Source organism: Chryseobacterium taichungense, from assembly GCF_900109935.1.
Taxonomy (GTDB): Bacteria; Bacteroidota; Bacteroidia; order Flavobacteriales; family Weeksellaceae; genus Chryseobacterium; species Chryseobacterium taichungense.
The window spans coordinates 84,642-101,441 of the sequence record NZ_FOBV01000010.1; the positions used below are offsets into that span (position 1 = coordinate 84,642).

Below are 16,800 nucleotides of genomic sequence, written 5' to 3' on the forward strand. Positions count from 1 at the left end.
AGGAATTAATATTATGAGAATAAGAATTATATTTTTTCAATAATCTTCTGGATATTAAGTTCTTCCAGGCAGGCCCAGTCTCCACGAAAGCATTCTTTATCCCCAAAAACCGAACATGGCCTGCACGTAAGATCTTTCACCTGAACCACATCGCTCTCGCTTTGTCCAAAACCTAAAAATCCGGCATAAGGATGGGTTTGCCCCCAAACGGAAACACATCTTGTTCCTACCAGGCTCGCCAAATGCATATTCGCCGAATCCATAGAAATCATAAGTTCTAATTTTGAAATCTGATCCAGCTCTTCGGTAAGGCTTAATCTGCCCGCAAGGCTTTTCGTATTAGGAATTTCCTTTTCCCATTTTTCCAGTATTTCGGTTTCTGTTTTTCCGCCACCAAAAAAATATACCGTACGATTTTGAGCTAAAATCCTTGTCAACTCATAAGACTTTTCTAAAGGTAACATTTTTCCTTTATGCTGGGCAAATGGCGCGAAACCAATACCTGATTTAGCGATAGCTTTAGGTCTTAATTGATGAGATAATTCAACCTTAAAACCCATTTCGCGGAAAACATCGGCATAACGTTCTACTGTTTTTTTTAACTGGGTTTTATTAAGATTCCAAATGTCTGTTAAATGTTCTTTTTCTTCCTTTTCTTTATTAATCTTGAAAACCTTCAATCCTTTTCTCCGGTAGATTTTATCAAGAATTTTTGTTCTGATTACATCATGAAGATTAGCAATTAAGTCTGGATGAAACTCGCTGATCAATTCATTGGCAAGTCTTGTTAAGCCAAAGAAGCCTTTATAATCATCAAGGTTAACTCCTTTAAATATAACATTCGGAATATCAGCAAATAAAGCTTCAAAATTACTTCTGGAAACCATAATGATTTCCACATCAGGATTTTGCTCAAGAAATTCCCGGAATACGGGTGCAGTCATTGCAACATCACCAAAAGCAGAAAAACGATATGCTAAAATTCTTGTCACAATTACGACTTTAGTTGGTAGGCAACTGCGTAAAATTTAATTTGTTTCGTCATGGCCATTAATCCATTCGCTCTGGAAGGAGAAAGAAACTCCTGCAAGCCGATTTCTGAAATAAAATCAAAATCAGAATCCAAAATCTCCTTTGTAGAATGGCCGCTGTAAATACTTACCAGAAGAGAAACAATTCCTTTTGGCAAAATCCCATCAGAATCAGCATTGAAGAATAACTTACCGTCTTTAAATTCAGCATCGATCCAGACTTTACTTTGGCAGCCTTTAATAAGATTTTCATCCGTTTTCTTGTCTTCAGAAAGTCCTTTAAGCTCTTTTCCCAGATCTATTATGTATTCATATTTCTGTTCCCAATCGTCAAGAAAAGCAAATTCATCGATTATTTCCTGCTGTTTTTCTTTAATGGTCATTGTAAATAATTTCTTTCTGCAAAGATACTAAATTATGTTTAGGCCTAAGGTGGTTAAAATCATAATAAAAACAATTGACTTACTGCTTATTGTCCATAGCCTGCTGAGAGTATAAAACCTTTTCAAAAAGCTTCAGCAGTTTCACCTCTTCATTTTCCCAGCACAGTAAATCAGCTGCCTTTTCCAGCTCAACTTGGTAATTTTTTCTTCCTTTTCTTAAAACTGAACGGACCGCCTCTGCAATATTTTCAGGATGATGATTTTCAATAATTTCCCCGACATCAAATTGCCGTTTAATATTCTGCATTTCAGGAAGATCAGAAAGAATTAATGGAACACGAGCCTGAATGCAATCTAAAACCTTATTAGGAAGTGAATAATAATAACTTTCTCCTCCGTTTTCCTCGATGCTCATCCCGCAATCAGCGGTAAGGGTAATCTTCCGGAGATCCTCTGGTAAAAGTTTTCCCAAGAATAACACTTTATCCTGAAGCTTTTCTTTAAAAACCAACTCTTCGTATTCTTTTTTCTTCGGTCCGTCTCCTGCAATTTTAAAGATCACATGATCAAGATGATGCATAGCCAGGATTGCCTTATCTATGCCGCGGAAAGGATTTATAACACCCTGATATAAAATTATTTTAGGATTATTTTCAGGAATATTGACATTAAAATCCAGTTTTCTTGGTGCATTCTGAATAACGGTTGCCTGCACACCATAACGATTGCTAAACCATATTGCATAACCTGCGCTTGCCGTAATCATAAATTTAATATTCGGAATAACTGCTTTTTCGAGATAACGCCAGATTTTTTGTGACATTTTGCCCTGAATTGCCGGCATTTCGGAAAAAATTTCATGACTGTCAAAAACCAGTGGAATATTCAATTTTTTAGCAATTAAATAATTCGGGAGCAGCGCATCAAGATCATTGGCATAGAGAATCGTATTTTTATCAGCTTTTTTTTTCAATTCCCTGTACAATTTCCAGTTGAACTCAAAATAGGCAGTTTTTAAACTTTTCGAAATCAGCTTTATTCTTGAAACCAAATAGGGTCTAGATAATTCTTCTTCCCCACCCCAATTATTTCCTATCAATTCAATGATATAGCCGTTATTGTGAAGGGTGCTGCAAATCTTTTCAATACGCTGATCTGTGTAAAGATTGCTAAATGCGGAAACAATAATTCTCTTTCTGCTCATTTTTTGCTTTTGTCCGCCAGAAGATGATAGATTTGTATAAAGCAGATCAGTCCGTTTGGAATAATTACGGGCCACAACATTCCGCTGAAAATGCCATAAATGACAAAACAGATGCATCCTATCATATTGACAATCCTGATCTTTCTTATGTCTTTAAGAATAAAACTCAGCACGATAAAAAGCGATGCGGAATATCCGATATAAGTGGCAATTTCAGGGTTCATTAGCGAAATTTAGAGGATCACAAACTTAATCATTTTCAGTAAGATAATAAAATTTTTTCTGCCATAAAGTCATTTATTGGTTTTTGGTAAAATATTTGTAATTTAGATAATGGATAAATGGCAATGCTGCCTTTATTCTAATGAGATATATTATGGATTATAAGTTTTCACAAGGTTTGAGCCAAGTGTTCAAACAAAGCAAAAGCGAAGCGAAAAGGCTGAAAAGTGAATTTCTTAATACAGAACATCTACTTTTAGGTATTATAAAAACGGAAAACTCTGCAAAAGAAATCCTTCAAAACCTTAATGCGGATTTAACACAGATCAGAAGAAAAATTGAAACTTTAAATACAGCAAGTCTTAATCCTATATCTGAGGAGGTTACCAATATTTCTTTCACGAAGATGGCAGATTATGCCGTGAAGCGTGCAGAACTGGAATGCAGACAATATAAAAGCAATGAGATTAATACCGTTCATTTGCTTTTGGGCATTCTTTATAAATATGAGGATCCTACCGCCAATATTTTAGGAGCGTACGACATCGACTATGAAGGAGTTTCAAGAGAATATCAGACGATGCTGAAAAATTCCGGTCAATCACCACAGATGAGTGCCTATGACGATGATGATGAAAGAGAGGAATTTGAACAGATGAGAAAGCCTACAGGTAATCTGGGATCTGCAAAAAGTAAAACCCCTACACTGGATAACTTCGGTAGAGACCTTACTTCTTTGGCAAGAGACGGAAAATTAGACCCTGTTATCGGCCGTGAAAAAGAAATTGAAAGAGTTTCTCAAATTTTATCCCGTAGAAAGAAAAATAACCCGCTTCTTATCGGAGAACCGGGAGTTGGTAAATCTGCGATTGCGGAAGGTCTAGCGCTAAGAATCCAGCAGAAAAAAGTATCCAGAGTTCTTTACGGAAAACGTGTTATTACGCTAGATCTTGCAAGCCTGGTTGCCGGAACAAAATACCGCGGACAGTTTGAGGAAAGAATGAAAGCGATCATGACTGAGCTTGAAAAAAACAGAGATGTAATTCTGTTTATTGATGAGCTTCACACGATTGTTGGCGCAGGAAGTTCTACCGGAAGTTTAGATGCTTCTAATATGTTTAAGCCAGCCTTGGCAAGAGGTGAGATTCAGTGCATCGGAGCGACTACTTTGGATGAATACCGTCAATATATTGAAAAAGACGGCGCTTTGGAAAGAAGGTTCCAGAAAGTAATGGTAGAGCCTACTTCTATTGAAGAAACCATTCAAATTTTAAATCAGATTAAAGATAAATACGAAGAGCATCACAACGTAATTTATACTCCAGAAGCAATTGCTGCATGTGTTAATTTAACATCAAGATATATTACTGACCGTTTCTTACCGGACAAAGCAATTGATGCGATGGACGAAGCAGGATCCCGTGTTTATATCAAAAACATGAAAGTGCCTACCGAAATCATTGATTTTGAAAAGAAAATCGAAGAGATTAAGGAATTAAAGCAAAAAGCGGTAAAAGCACAGGATTATCTGGAAGCCAGAAAGTTGAAAGATGAAGAAGAAAGACTTCAGATGGAATTAAATTCGGCTCAGGATAAATGGGATAAAGATGTTAAAGAGAAAAAAGAAACCGTAACGGAAGAAAATGTGGCTGAAGTGGTTTCTATGATGAGTGGTGTTCCGGTAACGAAAGTAGGTAAAAACGAACTTGACAAACTGGCCGGAATGGACGGAAATCTGAACGGAAAAGTTATCGGACAGGAAGATGCCGTGAAAAAAGTTGTTAAGGCAATTCAAAGAAACAGAGCCGGTCTTAAAGATCCGAACCGACCTATTGGTACCTTCATTTTCTTAGGAACAACCGGTGTTGGTAAAACAGAGCTGGCTAAAGTAATGGCAAGAGAACTCTTTGATTCTGACGAAGCACTGATCAGAATTGATATGAGTGAATACATGGAAAAATTTGCGGTGTCAAGATTAGTGGGTGCGCCTCCGGGATACGTTGGTTATGAAGAAGGCGGGCAATTAACAGAGGCCGTAAGAAGAAAACCTTATGCTGTGGTTCTTCTGGATGAGATTGAAAAAGCTCACCCTGACGTATTCAACATCTTGCTTCAGATTTTAGATGAAGGTCACGTTACCGATAGTTTAGGTAGAAAAATAGATTTCAGAAATACCATTATCATCCTTACTTCCAATATTGGAACAAGAGATCTTAAAGACTTCGGTGATGGTGTAGGATTCGGAACTTCTGCTAAAAAATCAAGTTCAGATACAAGAGCCAGAAGTACGATCGAAAATGCACTTAAAAAAGCATTTGCTCCAGAGTTCCTGAACAGAATTGATGACATCATTATCTTCAACTCTCTTGAACAGACTGATATCAAGAAAATCATTGATCTTGAACTTGGTAAATTGTATAGCCGACTTGAAAAATTAGGATATAAAGTTGAATTAACTGAAGCAGCAAAAGACTTTATTTCTGAAAAAGGTTGGGACAAAGATTTCGGAGCAAGACCATTAAAACGTGCGATCCAGAAATACATTGAAGACTTATTGGCTGAAATGCTGGTAAACAAACAATTGAATGAGGGAGAAACCGTAGTTCTTGATCTTAATGAAGCGAAAGACGGATTGGCAGGAAAAACTTCTAAACCAAAGAAGTCAGCCGCTGAAAAATCTTCTCAATCATAAATAAATTGATTTAATTTTTATAAAAAGCACCGGGAATTTTCTCGGTGCTTTTTGTTTTTTTAATTTATATTGGAATCTATAAATAGAGTAGAAAGATAACTTAGAGTCCAACCACAAAACCAATATTTGGAACCAGCCCTGTTGAGAAAATACTTGAATTTTCTTTCCATAAGACATTATACATCAAGCCGATCTGCATGAAAGAATTATTCCCGATTCTCTGCATGTATCCTCCACCGAGATATAAAGCATCTTCATCTGTATTCATTTTAAAATCGTAATATTTATCTTTATAATTGATAAAATAATGCTGATAATTAGCACTTAAATAAAATGATCTTGCAAAATAATAATTAACAAAAGGTCCTACCCCAAACATTGTAGATCGATAAAAATCGGAAGTCTGCCATGAGACACTTCCTACAGCTCCACCTTCCAGATCATTGGTAAGCCTGTATCCCACCCTTGGAGATGCCTGAAAATAAAACGCACTGTTGCTTCCAAAACCAACACCAATTCCGCCACCGAAAGTCCAGCGGTTGTTGTTTTCCGGTGAAGCTCCCACAGCAACCTGCGAATATAGCAAGCCGGAAGCGGACAGATATAAAGGAATAATAAACTTTTTCATATTACTATTGTTTTTGTCGATGTTTAAAATTATAACTTTTTTGCGAATCTTTTTAATCGTATTTTTGCCGCATCAAACTAAGAACTCCCGTTAAGAGTTTCGTAAAATTGAATATAATGAAAATAGTAGTAGGCCTCTCCGGAGGTGTAGATTCAAGTGTGGCGGCTTATTTGCTGCAACAGCAGGGCCATGAAGTAGTAGCCTTGTTTATGAGAAACTGGAATGATGCTTCAGTAACGTTAGAGGACGAATGCCCGTGGATTGAGGACAGTAATGATGCCTTAATGGTCGCTCAAAAGCTTGGAATTCCTTTTCAGGTAATCGATATGAGTGATCTTTACAAAGAAAGAATTGTAGATTACATGTTCGATGAATATCAGAAAGGAAGAACACCCAATCCTGATGTTCTATGCAACCGGGAAGTAAAATTCGATGTTTTCCTGAAAACGGCACTGTCACTGGGAGCAGATAAAGTAGCCACAGGACATTATGCCAGAGTAGATTCTACATTTGATGAAAACGGTAAAGAAGTTTTCCATTTATTAGCAGGAAAAGATAATAATAAAGACCAGTCGTACTTTTTATGTCAGTTGAGTCAGGAGCAACTCTCTAAAGCATTATTTCCTATTGGTGAATTGACGAAACCTCAGGTAAGGGAAATCGCTAAGGAAATCGGATTGGTAACCGCTGACAAAAAAGATTCCCAAGGATTATGTTTCATCGGTAAAGTAAGCCTTCCTCAATTTCTTCAGCAGCAATTGGTTGCCAAAGAAGGTGAAATTGTAGAAATTTTTAAAGATTCTCCACTTTTTACACAAGAAAAACCACAATTTTCTTCAAAACAGGAAGAACTTGAGTTTTTGAGTCAGAAAATTAATTATAAAAAATCCGACGGAAAAGTTATCGGAAAGCATCAGGGTGCTCAGTTTTTTACGATCGGACAAAGTAAAGGATTAGGTATAGGCGGACATAAAGAAAGCTGTTTTATCATCTCCAGGGATATGGAAAACAACATCCTTTTCGTCGGCGAAGGTCATCAGTTCCCGGGATTGCTGAAAAAAGCTTTAAAAATCGACAATTCTGAATTGCATTGGGTGCGTAAAGATCTACAGCTGAAAAACGGTGAATCGATGGAGGCTATGGCAAGATTCAGATATAGACAGCCTTTACAGAAAGCAACCTTATATCAGTTTGAGGATGCTTTTTATATTGAATTTGAAGAACTACAGTCTGCCATTGCAGAAGGACAGTTTGTAGCATGGTATAACGGAGAAGAACTGTTGGGAAGCGGTGTTATTTCATAAAAGAAATTTTTGTAACATATTTGGAGTTGTTATACTTACTCTATAAATAACAATAAAAAATATCATTATGAAAACGATCTTAGAAAACAATTATTCCTACACACAACAATTAATTATTGCTCTTGTATCAACTTTTTTCGGATATCATCTTTATCAGGAGATTGTAAATCCAGAAAAATCACAGCTTACTTTAAGTATTATGCTGGTTGCTCTTACCTATTTCCTTATCAATAAATTTGGAACTCAATCAGAAAAAGGAAAAATCTAATTTATCTATAGAACCCGGAGCTTTTGTTTCGGGTTTTTAATTTGAATAATGAAGAAATTCATTCGTCAGCGTCATTTTATCTCAAGGATAAAAGATAGTAAGGAAAAGCTTAAAAATCCAGAATACAAGCTCCATGAATTGCATTTTATAAGTACGTGTATTAGTTTTAATCAGGAGCCAATTGCCCTCTTCGAAATCTTTCAGAAAGCCGACAGAAAAACATTCATCACTGATTCTGTGAGTTTTCCTATAGACAGTGAAGAGATCCCGTCATCGATCGTAAAACAGCTTGAAGATACAGAAGCTAATCGTATAGATTATAAATAGTTGATATCTTTGGTTGACTTTTGACAGGTAATAATTATGCTTAAATTTTTAAGATATTGAAAAGTCTTCTGCCTTTTCTCTATTATCTATTTTGTCTTATTTAACTTACCAGCCAGTCTTTAAAGTCTTTAACTCTTTCACGGCTCACCGTAATTTCCTCTTTCGGTTGAAATTCAAGTTCTACTTTATAATTCGGTGAGGTGTGGATATTTTTGATGTAATCTGAATTGATGATAAACTGCCGGTTTACCCTGAAAAATTTACGTTCATCCAGAATATCTTCCAATTCATCCAACGTAAAATCTGAAGGAAATGCACGTTCCTGAGTCTGCAGATAGACAATTTTATTTTCACTGAAAAAACAGCTTATTTCATGCGTCTGCACAATTTTAAGATTATAACCGATTTTGACCAGAATTCTCGAAAGCGTAGTTTTATCTTTTTTAATTAATTGCTTAATTTCCTGTGAATTAACAGCGCTATCCGAAGGGATGAAAGATTTAAATTTTTCAATGGCTACAGCCAAATCCTCGTCTAAAATTGGTTTTAAAAGATAATCAATGCTGTTTAGTTTGAATGCTTTCAGTGTGTACTGATCAAAAGCGGTGGTGTAAATGATAAATCCTTTCGTCGGAATTTTCTCAAAAATATCGAATGACAAACCGTCTCCAAGAACTATATCCGAAAAAATAAGTTGAGGATGCTCATTTTCAGAAAACCAGGCAACTCCTTCTTCTACGGATTCTATTTTAGCTACCACTTCAATTTCAGGAAACTCATTAAGCATTCTTTCCAATTTCCTTGAAGCCGGTTTTTCGTCTTCGATAATGACTGTTTTTATCATTCTGAGCTTCTGATTTAGTTTTTTAATTTTGAATAAAAATAATCAAAACTTACCGGTTTTTAAAATTGAATCGGCTTTTTCGTATTTTTCATTTCTTTTTCGATGATGCTTCTCTCCCATTCTGCATCAAAAATGAATAGTTTTACGGCTTTAACCGTCAGAATTATTCCCCAAATCGTCAGAATGATTGATCCGTCCCAAAGTGAAAAATTAAAAACTCCTTTTTCAAAAATATCATCAAAGAAAAAGATGAAAGCGATAATTCCGAACCATAAAACGCTTTTGTAGAATTTTTTTAAATCGTGTACTCTTTGTTGTGCCTGATTGTAGTCCATTGTATTAATTTTTAAAGGTTATTATTATTTTAAAGTGTTTTTACATTCTTTCTTTCCTCCTCCATCAATTCTTTGATTTTTTTCTCTTCCCAATCTTTTCCGATTCCGAAAGTAGTCACTGCATGAGCCGCAACCCCAAGTCCCCATCCTATCATTGGCCAAAAGAACCACAGATATCCAGGTGATGTTAAAATGTTTAGTACTATAAGAAACGATATGACCAATATGTAAGAAGTAAGGTTTCCATAAAATCCTTTCAGTTCTTTTACTCTTCTGGTTGCTTTTTCGTAAGCCTGATTTTCTTTGGTAATGTAAGTTTCCATATTTTTTATTTTTAAAGATTAATTGTTTGTTTTTGTTGAGACAAATGTAAGTCAGGAAATGATCTCAAATCAATTTTATATGACCGAACCGTAGAATATGCAACCTGAATTGTAAAAATCCCGACTCTACAGCGAATCGGGACCTTATCTAGATTTAAATTTTACAAAAATATCATGAATAAAACCTTAATAAACAAATGGAATGAGCTTTTTGGTTTTCTTTCTGTATTCCAGATATTCATCGCCGAACTGCTCAATCAGGGTTCTTTCCTCAATGGTAATACGGTAACTGAAAGCGATAAAGGGGATAATAAAAGCCAGCAACAACGAAAGCCAGTTATTAAGGTACAATCCGAGGCCAAGTGAAGTCACTAGAGAAAATGCATAAGAAGGATGTCTGATATATTTATAAAAACCTTCTTTTTTAATTTTATGATCCTGCCGGATGGTGACATCAACGGTAAAGTATTTACCTAAAGATCTGATAATAATAAATCTAAGAACAATTCCTAACCAGATAGCAATGACACCGGCATAATAGATCCAGACCTCATCAGAAATCGGAAATTCCGTGATATAGGATATCGTGACAGATACTGCAATTGATAACGGAATGGCAATCCAAAGGATATTAAGTGTAGATTTGTCTTTATCTTTTTTATCTTTTTCGTTGGATTTTAAAATATTCTTGTACAGAAATTCACTTAAAAACCACGCAACCATCGAAAGAGCGAACAGGACCTGTAAAGTTTTCATTTTTAACAATTTAAAGTTCTTTTTCTTTATCCATCAGCTGTTTGATTTTTTTCTCTTCCCAATTGCTTCCGAGAAATACGCCCGGAAGGAAAATACTTATTGCATATCCGGCGATTCCTATTCCCCAGAATATCGCGAGGGTAAAATATTTAAGCTGCCAGATTGTTTCTCCGTGTTTTAGTTCTCTGTAATTAGTTATAAAAATAAAGATATTAACGACGACATACACAAAGGTAAAAATGTAAAAATTTTTTATTCTTTTTACACGCTTTTCTGCTTCTTTATATCTGATGTCATCTTCGCTGATCTGCTGTTTCATGATAATTTAATTTAAAATTTATGATGTTTTTCCAGAATTTCCCTGATCTTTTTTTCTTCCCAGCTTTTACCGATGGCAAAAACATTCATCCCATGTGCTGCGATACCTATTCCCCAGCCCAACATCGGCCAATAAAACCAGATATCATCCGGAGAAGTAATGAGGTTAATGATTATCAGAGCCGGAATGACAATACAGTATGAAATAAGATTTCCGTAGAAGCTTTTAAGTTCCTTTACCCTTTTCTGAGCCCTTTCGTACGCCTTATTTTCATCATCTATTTTAATATTGATTTCTTGCGGCTTGGCGGACAAAATCGGAAGTTTTACTTTAAAATAATCTTCAGATTTTTCGATAAAAACATTCCGCTTGGTTAGCAGGGCGTATCTTTGAACAATATTGGAAAGCCCGATCCCTGAACTCTCTTTAATCTGCTCTCTCACCTGCAAATTGTTTTCGATGCATAATGTGTCATTTTCGGAAAATATCTTTATAACAAGAGGTTTTGATGATGTGGCAAAATTATGTTTGATACAGTTTTCCAGCAGCAGCTGCAGTGACAGAGGAACTACTAATTTTCTGTAATTTTCTGCTTTAACATCAAAAACAAAATCTACGCTGTCTTCAAATCTGGTTTTCAGCAGTTCACAATAGGTTTTTGCAAATTCCAGCTCATCTTCCACTGTTACAAGTTCTTTATCCTTTTGTTCCAGAACGTATCTGTAAATCTTTGACATTGAGGCCGTAAACTTCTGCGCCTGTTTGGGATTTTCGTCGATTAAAGAGCTCAGAACGTTTAAAGAATTAAATAAAAAATGCGGATCCAGCTGATTTTTAAGACTTTCAAATTGGGCATTGGCAGATTTCGCAATTAACTTCTGTTCAACAACTTCCTTTTTGGATGTCTTTTTCAGTTCCTCCATAAAACCTTTTGCATGGAGAAAAGCCGAAATGAGAAGTGCAATATTGATCGTGAACCAATTTGTAAAATTGTACTTCCCTGAGAAATATTCTTCTGTAGTAGCCGATTTTTGGAAGACAACAAAGTTCATATAATTGCAGAAATAAACCATGATAACATTGGCAATCAGAATTGAAATGATACTTAGAATTGCTCTTTTAGTCGTTGCTTCAGACCACGGAAATTTTTTATTGAGAAAATCATTAATCAAAGCATTTCCTGTCCATAAAATAAAAGAATACATAAAAGAAATGACAATCGTAAGCATAAAATTCTGTACCGTTTTCTCATCTGTAAAAACAAAAAAGAAAAACATAGATGTTGCCAGCGATATCCAGCATAAAGTAATAAAGTCCCTGCGTTTCATTATTGATTTTCTTGCCTAAAATTAGGTTATGATAAAAGTATTAAATTATTCTTTACCGAACTGTAATTATAAACCTGAACGGCTCTAAAACCTTCTGCTCTGAGAAGGTTTCAGAGTAAGGTCATTATTTTGCGGCCCCACTAAGAAAATACTCAGCTTCAGATTTTCCCCAATTCGGATCCAAAGAAGTTTTAGGTTTAAAAGTATTGAATTTTTCCAAAGCTGCCTTAAACTGTTCAATGCCCTTTGTTTTGCTTCCTCCGTATTGTTCGGGAGTATAATAGGTGTCTTCTGCTTTGATCAGGGCAACCCGTGGATTGGTAGGATCAAGCGTTTCTGCTTTCTTAAGCTCTTCCATTGCTTTCATCCCGTCAGTCATGTATCTTTCGGCCGGATTTTCCATCATTTTAAGAGAAAAAGCCATTTTTCTGAGAAGGTGAAGTTCGGAATTATCTTTTCCTGCAATAGCTTCTGCCTGATCCAGATATTTTTCAGCAGCATTTGCATTTATGGAAAGTTCAGACATTTTTCCTTCCTGCATCTGCGTTCTCCCTTTCTGAAGATAGGCAAGCGCTGCATAATAAGAAGGCAGCCATTGTTTCGTTTCTTTCTTGCCGATTCTGTCGAAATCATTGGCAAGCGCCTGTAATTCATCTGCTGATCTTGTATTTTCCAGTTTAGCAATCTTGTCAGACATTATTTTTTCATAATCAGCCTGAGCAAAAGCATTTAAACTCATTACACTTAAAGCAAAAGTTAAGAGGTATTTTTTCATTTTTCTAATTTTTAAAGGTTAAATTTTAATATGTTAAATATAATTTTTTAATTGTTTCTAAAATGATATTATAAATTATTGTTGATGGCATCCTGTGTCTTATCAACTCCGAAGCTGATGAAAGCACCTACAAAAACGAAGATATTTACTGGTGGTACTACGGCCGCACTTCTGTTTCCGTCCATCGAGAAATTGTATCCGTAAATATTTTTTGAACCTAAAATATTGGTTACACTCAACACGAGAACGGTAAATGCTTTTGTGTCTTTTTTACCGAGATTCGGGAGATAATTCAGACTGAAGTTCAGGGCACTGTAATCTTTTAGTCTTCCACTATTTCGTATATAATAATTCTCTTTTCCGTCGATGATCTCGGTGGCAATATCGTAATAAGGACGTCCTTTTGCATAGGTGTAGGAGAGGTTAAACCCTGTTTTCCATTTTGGTACAAATCGTTTAGCCACAGCTGAAAGCGTATGTTCGGAGGCAAAATTAGGTTTTAAACTCAAAGGATAATTCATAAAGTCCCTTTTGGAATCCAGATAAGAATAACTGATCCAGTAATCTATATTTTCAAATGTTTTTTTATCTCTCCAGAACAGCTCGAGTCCTTTTGCATAGCCATAGCCATTATTGTTGTTTGCAGTCTGCACATATTGATTCTGTCCGTCGATATATTCAAGATTTCTTACTTTAACCAGGTCATCATATTTTTTATAAAAAGCTTCAAATCGCAGACTTCTTCCTTCCGTCGTTCTCTGGATTTGGAAAATATAATGTTGTGATTTCTGAAAATCTAAGTTGGCCGGCGCATTAATATATTTACTTTCAGGATTTTGGTAGAAGATTCCGTAAGCGAAAGAGGTCGTCCAGTCTTTTGCAAAACGATACGCCAATGCAATACGCGGAGCGATATTGGCTTTTTCGAGATATGAAGAATATTCTGTCCGCATTCCTATTTTAGCCGAAAGCTGATTGCTGAATCCAAGATCCGTTTCCAGAAAAGCAGAAGAGATCAAGTCTTTATAGTTCTTTTCCACAAAATCATTAAAATTCAGTTTTTCATTAGTACTGTTTAATTCAACTCCGCCTCTTAATGCGCTTATTCTGTTTATCTTTCTTTCTAAAACAGTCTTGAAATTGATATAATTCCCATTATTCAAAAGTCTTGTATTTCCTGTCGAAACATCACTTTTTAATGTTGAAAAATCAAGGTCGGACCGGTTAAAAGAATAAGAAGTACCGGCATTCAATAAATATTTACCAAATTTTTGCTTAAAAGACAGATTGTGATACGTACTTTTCCCCTTAAGATTAACGGACGATTCATCATATTTTTCCGGTTCCAGGCTTTGTGTCTGAACTCCCATCCTGTTGGAATCAAACATTCCGTAATATTTAATGAAACCTCCTGATTTTGTTTTAATTCCGAAATTAAAATCGCCGTTAATGTTTTGAGGCGCTTCTTCGAAATTCGTATTAAAATTAAAAACTTCCTGCATTAATTTCAGGTTCGAGTATCCTAAAGTTGCTCCAAACGAAGAATTTTTGTTATCGTTCAGTTTCTGAAATCCTGCATTTAAAAATATAGGGGAAAATCCAATATCATAAGAGCTTTGATCCGGCAGATCAATACTTTCCAGCATCAGCGCTCCGGAAAGAGCCTGCCCGTACAGGGCCGAATACCCGCCGCTTGAGAAAACATTTCCTTTGAAGAGCGAAGTATTAAAACGGTCTCTTCCCGCAATTCCCGGCACCGAATTAGAGAAATAATTATTAATTAAACTTCCGTCCATAAAGATCTTTGACTCTGTTCCGGTTCCTCCACGAATAAAAAGTCCTTCTGTTTCCCCTACTTTCTGAACCCCCGGAAGATAAGTTAATGCTGAGGAAATCTGTCCGTTTGCTCCGGCAGTCGTATAAATATCAATCGGCGTTAAAAGCGCTGTTGCTCTCTTTTTGTCGCTGGCTTCAATAGAACCTGCGGAAACAACAACAGCATCAATTTCATTAATCTGCTCTTTCAGTTCTACATTTACCGAAATCTCCTGGTTTTCAATGGAAATCGCTTTTTCTACATCAATATATTTGGGATGAGTGAACAGTAAAATTTTATTTCCCTTTTCTGAAGTTTCAAAAGAAAAATTTCCGTCGCCATCTGTAGTCGCTCCGTCATAAGTATCTTTTAAAGTGACGTTTACATCTCGTACACCTTTGCTTTTATAAGTTACTTTTCCGGAAATTTTTACCTGGGCAAAACTCAGTGAGCAAAGTAAAAGGAAGATGAAAAATGATAATCTTGTTTTCATAGCTGATTAATTTCGATTCAAAAGTATCTCGAATTTTTACCCGAAATAAATTTTTGTTGCTGAACCGTAGAATTTGAATTCTGAACTGTAAAATTTGTTTTACGTTAAATGATAACTTCTCTCAAAAGCCATATATCCTATTAATCAATCGGAATACAGAAATCCACGATCATTTTGCCTTCAGGATGTTCTTTAAAATTGGTATGGTAAATTTCAAAAGGAAAAGCTTTCCGAATCGTACAGTTGTTTTCTTTCATCCATAAAAAGAGAGACACCCAGCTTTGCTCAAAATCGTTCAAAGTAACTTCTCCACGTCCTACAATAAACCTTCCAGGCTCAATTGTTTCAGAAAAAATTTCCCCTTCGTTCTGTTTTAGTTTTTCGGATAGAAGCATACAGGCATGAATTCTGACTTTATCTGCAGGTGTTACCTTAAAGCTGTCATGATATACGGATATCATCTTCACATTCTCTGCCGGAAACAGTTTTCTGTCTTTTGCCCAATTAATCAAAATGCCGTAGGAAGGTTCTACATTGGCAATTCCAAGGCTCATAACGGCAGCAAGATTCATAACCGGAAATTCTTTAATTTCAATTTTTAAATTCATTTTCGTCCAATTTAAAAGGTTTTCAATATTGCAAATGTATTGGCTGAAAACAGAATTTATTTGTCCGTTCTTGCTTTGTTGAGTTTGGATAATATGAAAATTTTCCGGTACAGAATTCCTGAATTCCGAAGGCGATTTTCCATAATATTTTTTAAAGGTCCTATTGAATGAAGAATGACTGGAAAAACCAGATTGAAGATAAATTTCTTTAAGGCTTATATTTTTCCGTAAGGCAAGGTAAAAGGCACTTTTTTCAGTCCTCTTTCTAATGATATAGTTCTGTAAGGTTTCTCCGGTAACCAGCCTGAAAATCCGATGAAAATGAAAAGGTGAATAGGCAGCAATCTGCGAAATTTTTTCCAGAGAAAATTCCGTATCAAGATTATCGTCAATGTATTGAATCGCTTTTACAATTCTTTTCTTATACTCTTCCAAATGTAGCAGGATTTAGAATCAAATATATTCAGTTTGGATGAGAGAAGCTTGTCATTTATTGCTATTTTCAAAAAGATCCTGAAATCGTACGTTCTTTTCGGTAAATCTTTTTTAAATTTAACATAAAATCACTTTAAATCATTTAAAAATGAAAGCTAAAACATTATCATTACTGGCAGGATGTGCTTTGTTGGTCGTATCATGCGGAACAACAAAAACCTATCAGGTCATGTCTAAAAGCAATACCCAAACGGGCGGAACCGCAAAATTTACCCAGAAAGGTGACGAAGTTATTATGAAACTTGATGTAACTAACCTTACACCAGGAATTCATGCAGTACATATTCATGAAAAAGGCGATTGTTCTGCAGCTGACGGAACGTCTACAGGAGGCCACTGGAATCCTGCAAAAGATGATCATGGAAAATGGGGTGCTGAACATTTCCACATGGGAGATATCGGCAATCTCGTAGCAGACCAGAGCGGAAATGCCACGTTGACTTTCAAAACCAATAAATGGTGCCTTGGATGTACCGACGAATCTAAAAATATTATCGGAAAAGGAATGATCGTCCATGCCGCGGCTGACGATTTCCATACGCAACCAACCGGAAATGCCGGAGGAAGAGTAGGATGTGTTGAAATAAAATAAGTCCGACTATCTCATAAAAAAACCGTTGCCTGAATTCATCAGACAACGGTTTTTTTA

19 protein-coding genes are annotated in these 16,800 nt (G+C 35.8%); 5 read left to right on the plus strand and 14 right to left on the minus strand.

The genetic code is table 11. From position 1 onward, the window contains the following. Positions 1-26: 26 nt before the first annotated feature. The 4 genes from BMW64_RS17840 to BMW64_RS17855 form a co-directional block, all read right to left on the minus strand. The gene (locus BMW64_RS17840) at positions 27-992 is read right to left on the minus strand and encodes a glycosyltransferase family 9 protein (protein WP_228400958.1); all 966 of its coding nucleotides are present in this window, start codon (positions 990-992) and stop codon (positions 27-29) included. Positions 993-994: 2 nt separating this feature from the next. Continuing rightward, positions 995-1,414 carry a SufE family protein gene (locus BMW64_RS17845; protein WP_090001586.1) on the minus strand — a complete coding sequence of 140 codons (420 nt, stop codon included), beginning with the start codon at positions 1,412-1,414 and terminating at the stop codon, positions 995-997. A 79-nt stretch (positions 1,415-1,493) separates the two neighbouring features. Further along, on the minus strand, positions 1,494-2,618 hold the full coding sequence (locus tag BMW64_RS17850) for a glycosyltransferase (protein ID WP_090001588.1): 1,125 nt from the start codon (positions 2,616-2,618) through the stop codon (positions 1,494-1,496). Continuing rightward, on the minus strand, positions 2,615-2,842 hold the full coding sequence (locus BMW64_RS17855) for a uroporphyrinogen decarboxylase (RefSeq protein WP_090001590.1): 228 nt from the start codon (positions 2,840-2,842) through the stop codon (positions 2,615-2,617). The genes BMW64_RS17850 and BMW64_RS17855 overlap by 4 nt, the downstream gene beginning before the upstream one ends. A gap of 152 nt (positions 2,843-2,994) precedes the next feature. On the opposite strand from BMW64_RS17855, the gene BMW64_RS17860 reads away from it, so the two are divergent. After that, positions 2,995-5,532 carry an ATP-dependent Clp protease ATP-binding subunit gene (locus tag BMW64_RS17860; protein ID WP_090001592.1) on the plus strand — a complete coding sequence of 846 codons (2,538 nt, stop codon included), beginning with the start codon at positions 2,995-2,997 and terminating at the stop codon, positions 5,530-5,532. 100 nt (positions 5,533-5,632) lie between these two features. On the opposite strand, the gene BMW64_RS17865 is transcribed toward BMW64_RS17860, so the two are convergent. Further along, entirely contained in the window at positions 5,633-6,160 is a 528-nt protein-coding gene (locus BMW64_RS17865) for a hypothetical protein (protein ID WP_090001595.1), read from the minus strand. A 116-nt stretch (positions 6,161-6,276) separates the two neighbouring features. On the opposite strand from BMW64_RS17865, the gene mnmA reads away from it, so the two are divergent. From mnmA to BMW64_RS17880, 3 genes are all read left to right on the plus strand, one after another. Beyond that, entirely contained in the window at positions 6,277-7,464 is a 1,188-nt protein-coding gene (gene mnmA, locus BMW64_RS17870; protein ID WP_090001597.1) for a tRNA 2-thiouridine(34) synthase MnmA, read from the plus strand. Between the two features lie 67 nt (positions 7,465-7,531). Further along, positions 7,532-7,732 carry a hypothetical protein gene (locus tag BMW64_RS17875; RefSeq protein ID WP_090001599.1) on the plus strand — a complete coding sequence of 67 codons (201 nt, stop codon included), beginning with the start codon at positions 7,532-7,534 and terminating at the stop codon, positions 7,730-7,732. Between the two features lie 48 nt (positions 7,733-7,780). Then, the gene (locus BMW64_RS17880; protein WP_228400959.1) at positions 7,781-8,059 is read left to right on the plus strand and encodes a hypothetical protein; all 279 of its coding nucleotides are present in this window, start codon (positions 7,781-7,783) and stop codon (positions 8,057-8,059) included. Between the two features lie 100 nt (positions 8,060-8,159). Here the strand turns inward: BMW64_RS17880 and BMW64_RS17885 are convergent, their stop codons facing one another. The 9 genes from BMW64_RS17885 to BMW64_RS17925 all read right to left on the minus strand — a co-directional run bounded on the left by BMW64_RS17885 (position 8,160) and on the right by BMW64_RS17925 (position 16,091). Then, positions 8,160-8,903 carry a LytR/AlgR family response regulator transcription factor gene (locus tag BMW64_RS17885; protein ID WP_090001601.1) on the minus strand — a complete coding sequence of 248 codons (744 nt, stop codon included), beginning with the start codon at positions 8,901-8,903 and terminating at the stop codon, positions 8,160-8,162. 59 nt (positions 8,904-8,962) lie between these two features. Next, positions 8,963-9,238, minus strand: coding sequence for a 2TM domain-containing protein (locus BMW64_RS17890; RefSeq protein ID WP_090001603.1), 276 nt, complete (start codon positions 9,236-9,238; stop codon positions 8,963-8,965). A 29-nt stretch (positions 9,239-9,267) separates the two neighbouring features. Continuing rightward, positions 9,268-9,561 (minus strand): 2TM domain-containing protein, encoded by a 294-nt coding sequence (locus tag BMW64_RS17895; RefSeq protein ID WP_090001605.1) that lies wholly within the window; start codon positions 9,559-9,561, stop codon positions 9,268-9,270. Positions 9,562-9,747: 186 nt separating this feature from the next. Continuing rightward, the gene (locus BMW64_RS17900) at positions 9,748-10,317 is read right to left on the minus strand and encodes a methyltransferase family protein (protein ID WP_090001607.1); all 570 of its coding nucleotides are present in this window, start codon (positions 10,315-10,317) and stop codon (positions 9,748-9,750) included. A 10-nt stretch (positions 10,318-10,327) separates the two neighbouring features. Continuing rightward, positions 10,328-10,636 (minus strand): 2TM domain-containing protein, encoded by a 309-nt coding sequence (locus tag BMW64_RS17905; protein WP_090001609.1) that lies wholly within the window; start codon positions 10,634-10,636, stop codon positions 10,328-10,330. An 11-nt stretch (positions 10,637-10,647) separates the two neighbouring features. Continuing rightward, complete coding sequence (locus BMW64_RS17910) at positions 10,648-11,964, minus strand: 2TM domain-containing protein (protein WP_090001611.1); 1,317 nt, start codon at positions 11,962-11,964, stop codon at positions 10,648-10,650. A 124-nt stretch (positions 11,965-12,088) separates the two neighbouring features. Next, positions 12,089-12,739 carry a hypothetical protein gene (locus BMW64_RS17915; protein WP_090001613.1) on the minus strand — a complete coding sequence of 217 codons (651 nt, stop codon included), beginning with the start codon at positions 12,737-12,739 and terminating at the stop codon, positions 12,089-12,091. Between the two features lie 68 nt (positions 12,740-12,807). Next, a complete protein-coding gene (locus tag BMW64_RS17920; RefSeq protein WP_090001615.1) occupies positions 12,808-15,048 on the minus strand; it encodes a TonB-dependent receptor in 2,241 nt (746 codons plus the stop codon). Between the two features lie 140 nt (positions 15,049-15,188). Continuing rightward, positions 15,189-16,091 (minus strand): AraC family transcriptional regulator, encoded by a 903-nt coding sequence (locus BMW64_RS17925; RefSeq protein WP_090001617.1) that lies wholly within the window; start codon positions 16,089-16,091, stop codon positions 15,189-15,191. A gap of 148 nt (positions 16,092-16,239) precedes the next feature. On the opposite strand from BMW64_RS17925, the gene BMW64_RS17930 reads away from it, so the two are divergent. Then, the gene (locus BMW64_RS17930) at positions 16,240-16,743 is read left to right on the plus strand and encodes a superoxide dismutase family protein (RefSeq protein ID WP_090001619.1); all 504 of its coding nucleotides are present in this window, start codon (positions 16,240-16,242) and stop codon (positions 16,741-16,743) included. Positions 16,744-16,800: the final 57 nt, after the last annotated feature.

Excerpts from the sequence above, each read along its gene's own strand:
- BMW64_RS17920 (WP_090001615.1), bottom strand. The coding sequence starts at position 15,048 with ATGAAAACAAGATTATCATTTTTCATCTTCCTTTTACTTTGCTCACTG.
- BMW64_RS17855 (WP_090001590.1), bottom strand. The coding sequence starts at position 2,842 with ATGAACCCTGAAATTGCCACTTATATCGGATATTCCGCATCGCTTTTT.
- BMW64_RS17910 (WP_090001611.1), bottom strand. The coding sequence starts at position 11,964 with ATGAAACGCAGGGACTTTATTACTTTATGCTGGATATCGCTGGCAACA.
- BMW64_RS17885 (WP_090001601.1), bottom strand. The coding sequence starts at position 8,903 with ATGATAAAAACAGTCATTATCGAAGACGAAAAACCGGCTTCAAGGAAA.
- BMW64_RS17845 (WP_090001586.1), bottom strand. The coding sequence starts at position 1,414 with ATGACCATTAAAGAAAAACAGCAGGAAATAATCGATGAATTTGCTTTT.
- BMW64_RS17890 (WP_090001603.1), bottom strand. The coding sequence starts at position 9,238 with ATGGACTACAATCAGGCACAACAAAGAGTACACGATTTAAAAAAATTC.
- BMW64_RS17915 (WP_090001613.1), bottom strand. The coding sequence starts at position 12,739 with ATGAAAAAATACCTCTTAACTTTTGCTTTAAGTGTAATGAGTTTAAAT.
- BMW64_RS17850 (WP_090001588.1), bottom strand. The coding sequence starts at position 2,618 with ATGAGCAGAAAGAGAATTATTGTTTCCGCATTTAGCAATCTTTACACA.
- BMW64_RS17900 (WP_090001607.1), bottom strand. The coding sequence starts at position 10,317 with ATGAAAACTTTACAGGTCCTGTTCGCTCTTTCGATGGTTGCGTGGTTT.
- BMW64_RS17930 (WP_090001619.1), top strand. The coding sequence starts at position 16,240 with ATGAAAGCTAAAACATTATCATTACTGGCAGGATGTGCTTTGTTGGTC.
- BMW64_RS17905 (WP_090001609.1), bottom strand. The coding sequence starts at position 10,636 with ATGAAACAGCAGATCAGCGAAGATGACATCAGATATAAAGAAGCAGAA.
- BMW64_RS17865 (WP_090001595.1), bottom strand. The coding sequence starts at position 6,160 with ATGAAAAAGTTTATTATTCCTTTATATCTGTCCGCTTCCGGCTTGCTA.
- BMW64_RS17860 (WP_090001592.1), top strand. The coding sequence starts at position 2,995 with ATGGATTATAAGTTTTCACAAGGTTTGAGCCAAGTGTTCAAACAAAGC.
- BMW64_RS17880 (WP_228400959.1), top strand. The coding sequence starts at position 7,781 with ATGAAGAAATTCATTCGTCAGCGTCATTTTATCTCAAGGATAAAAGAT.
- BMW64_RS17895 (WP_090001605.1), bottom strand. The coding sequence starts at position 9,561 with ATGGAAACTTACATTACCAAAGAAAATCAGGCTTACGAAAAAGCAACC.
- BMW64_RS17875 (WP_090001599.1), top strand. The coding sequence starts at position 7,532 with ATGAAAACGATCTTAGAAAACAATTATTCCTACACACAACAATTAATT.
- mnmA (WP_090001597.1), top strand. The coding sequence starts at position 6,277 with ATGAAAATAGTAGTAGGCCTCTCCGGAGGTGTAGATTCAAGTGTGGCG.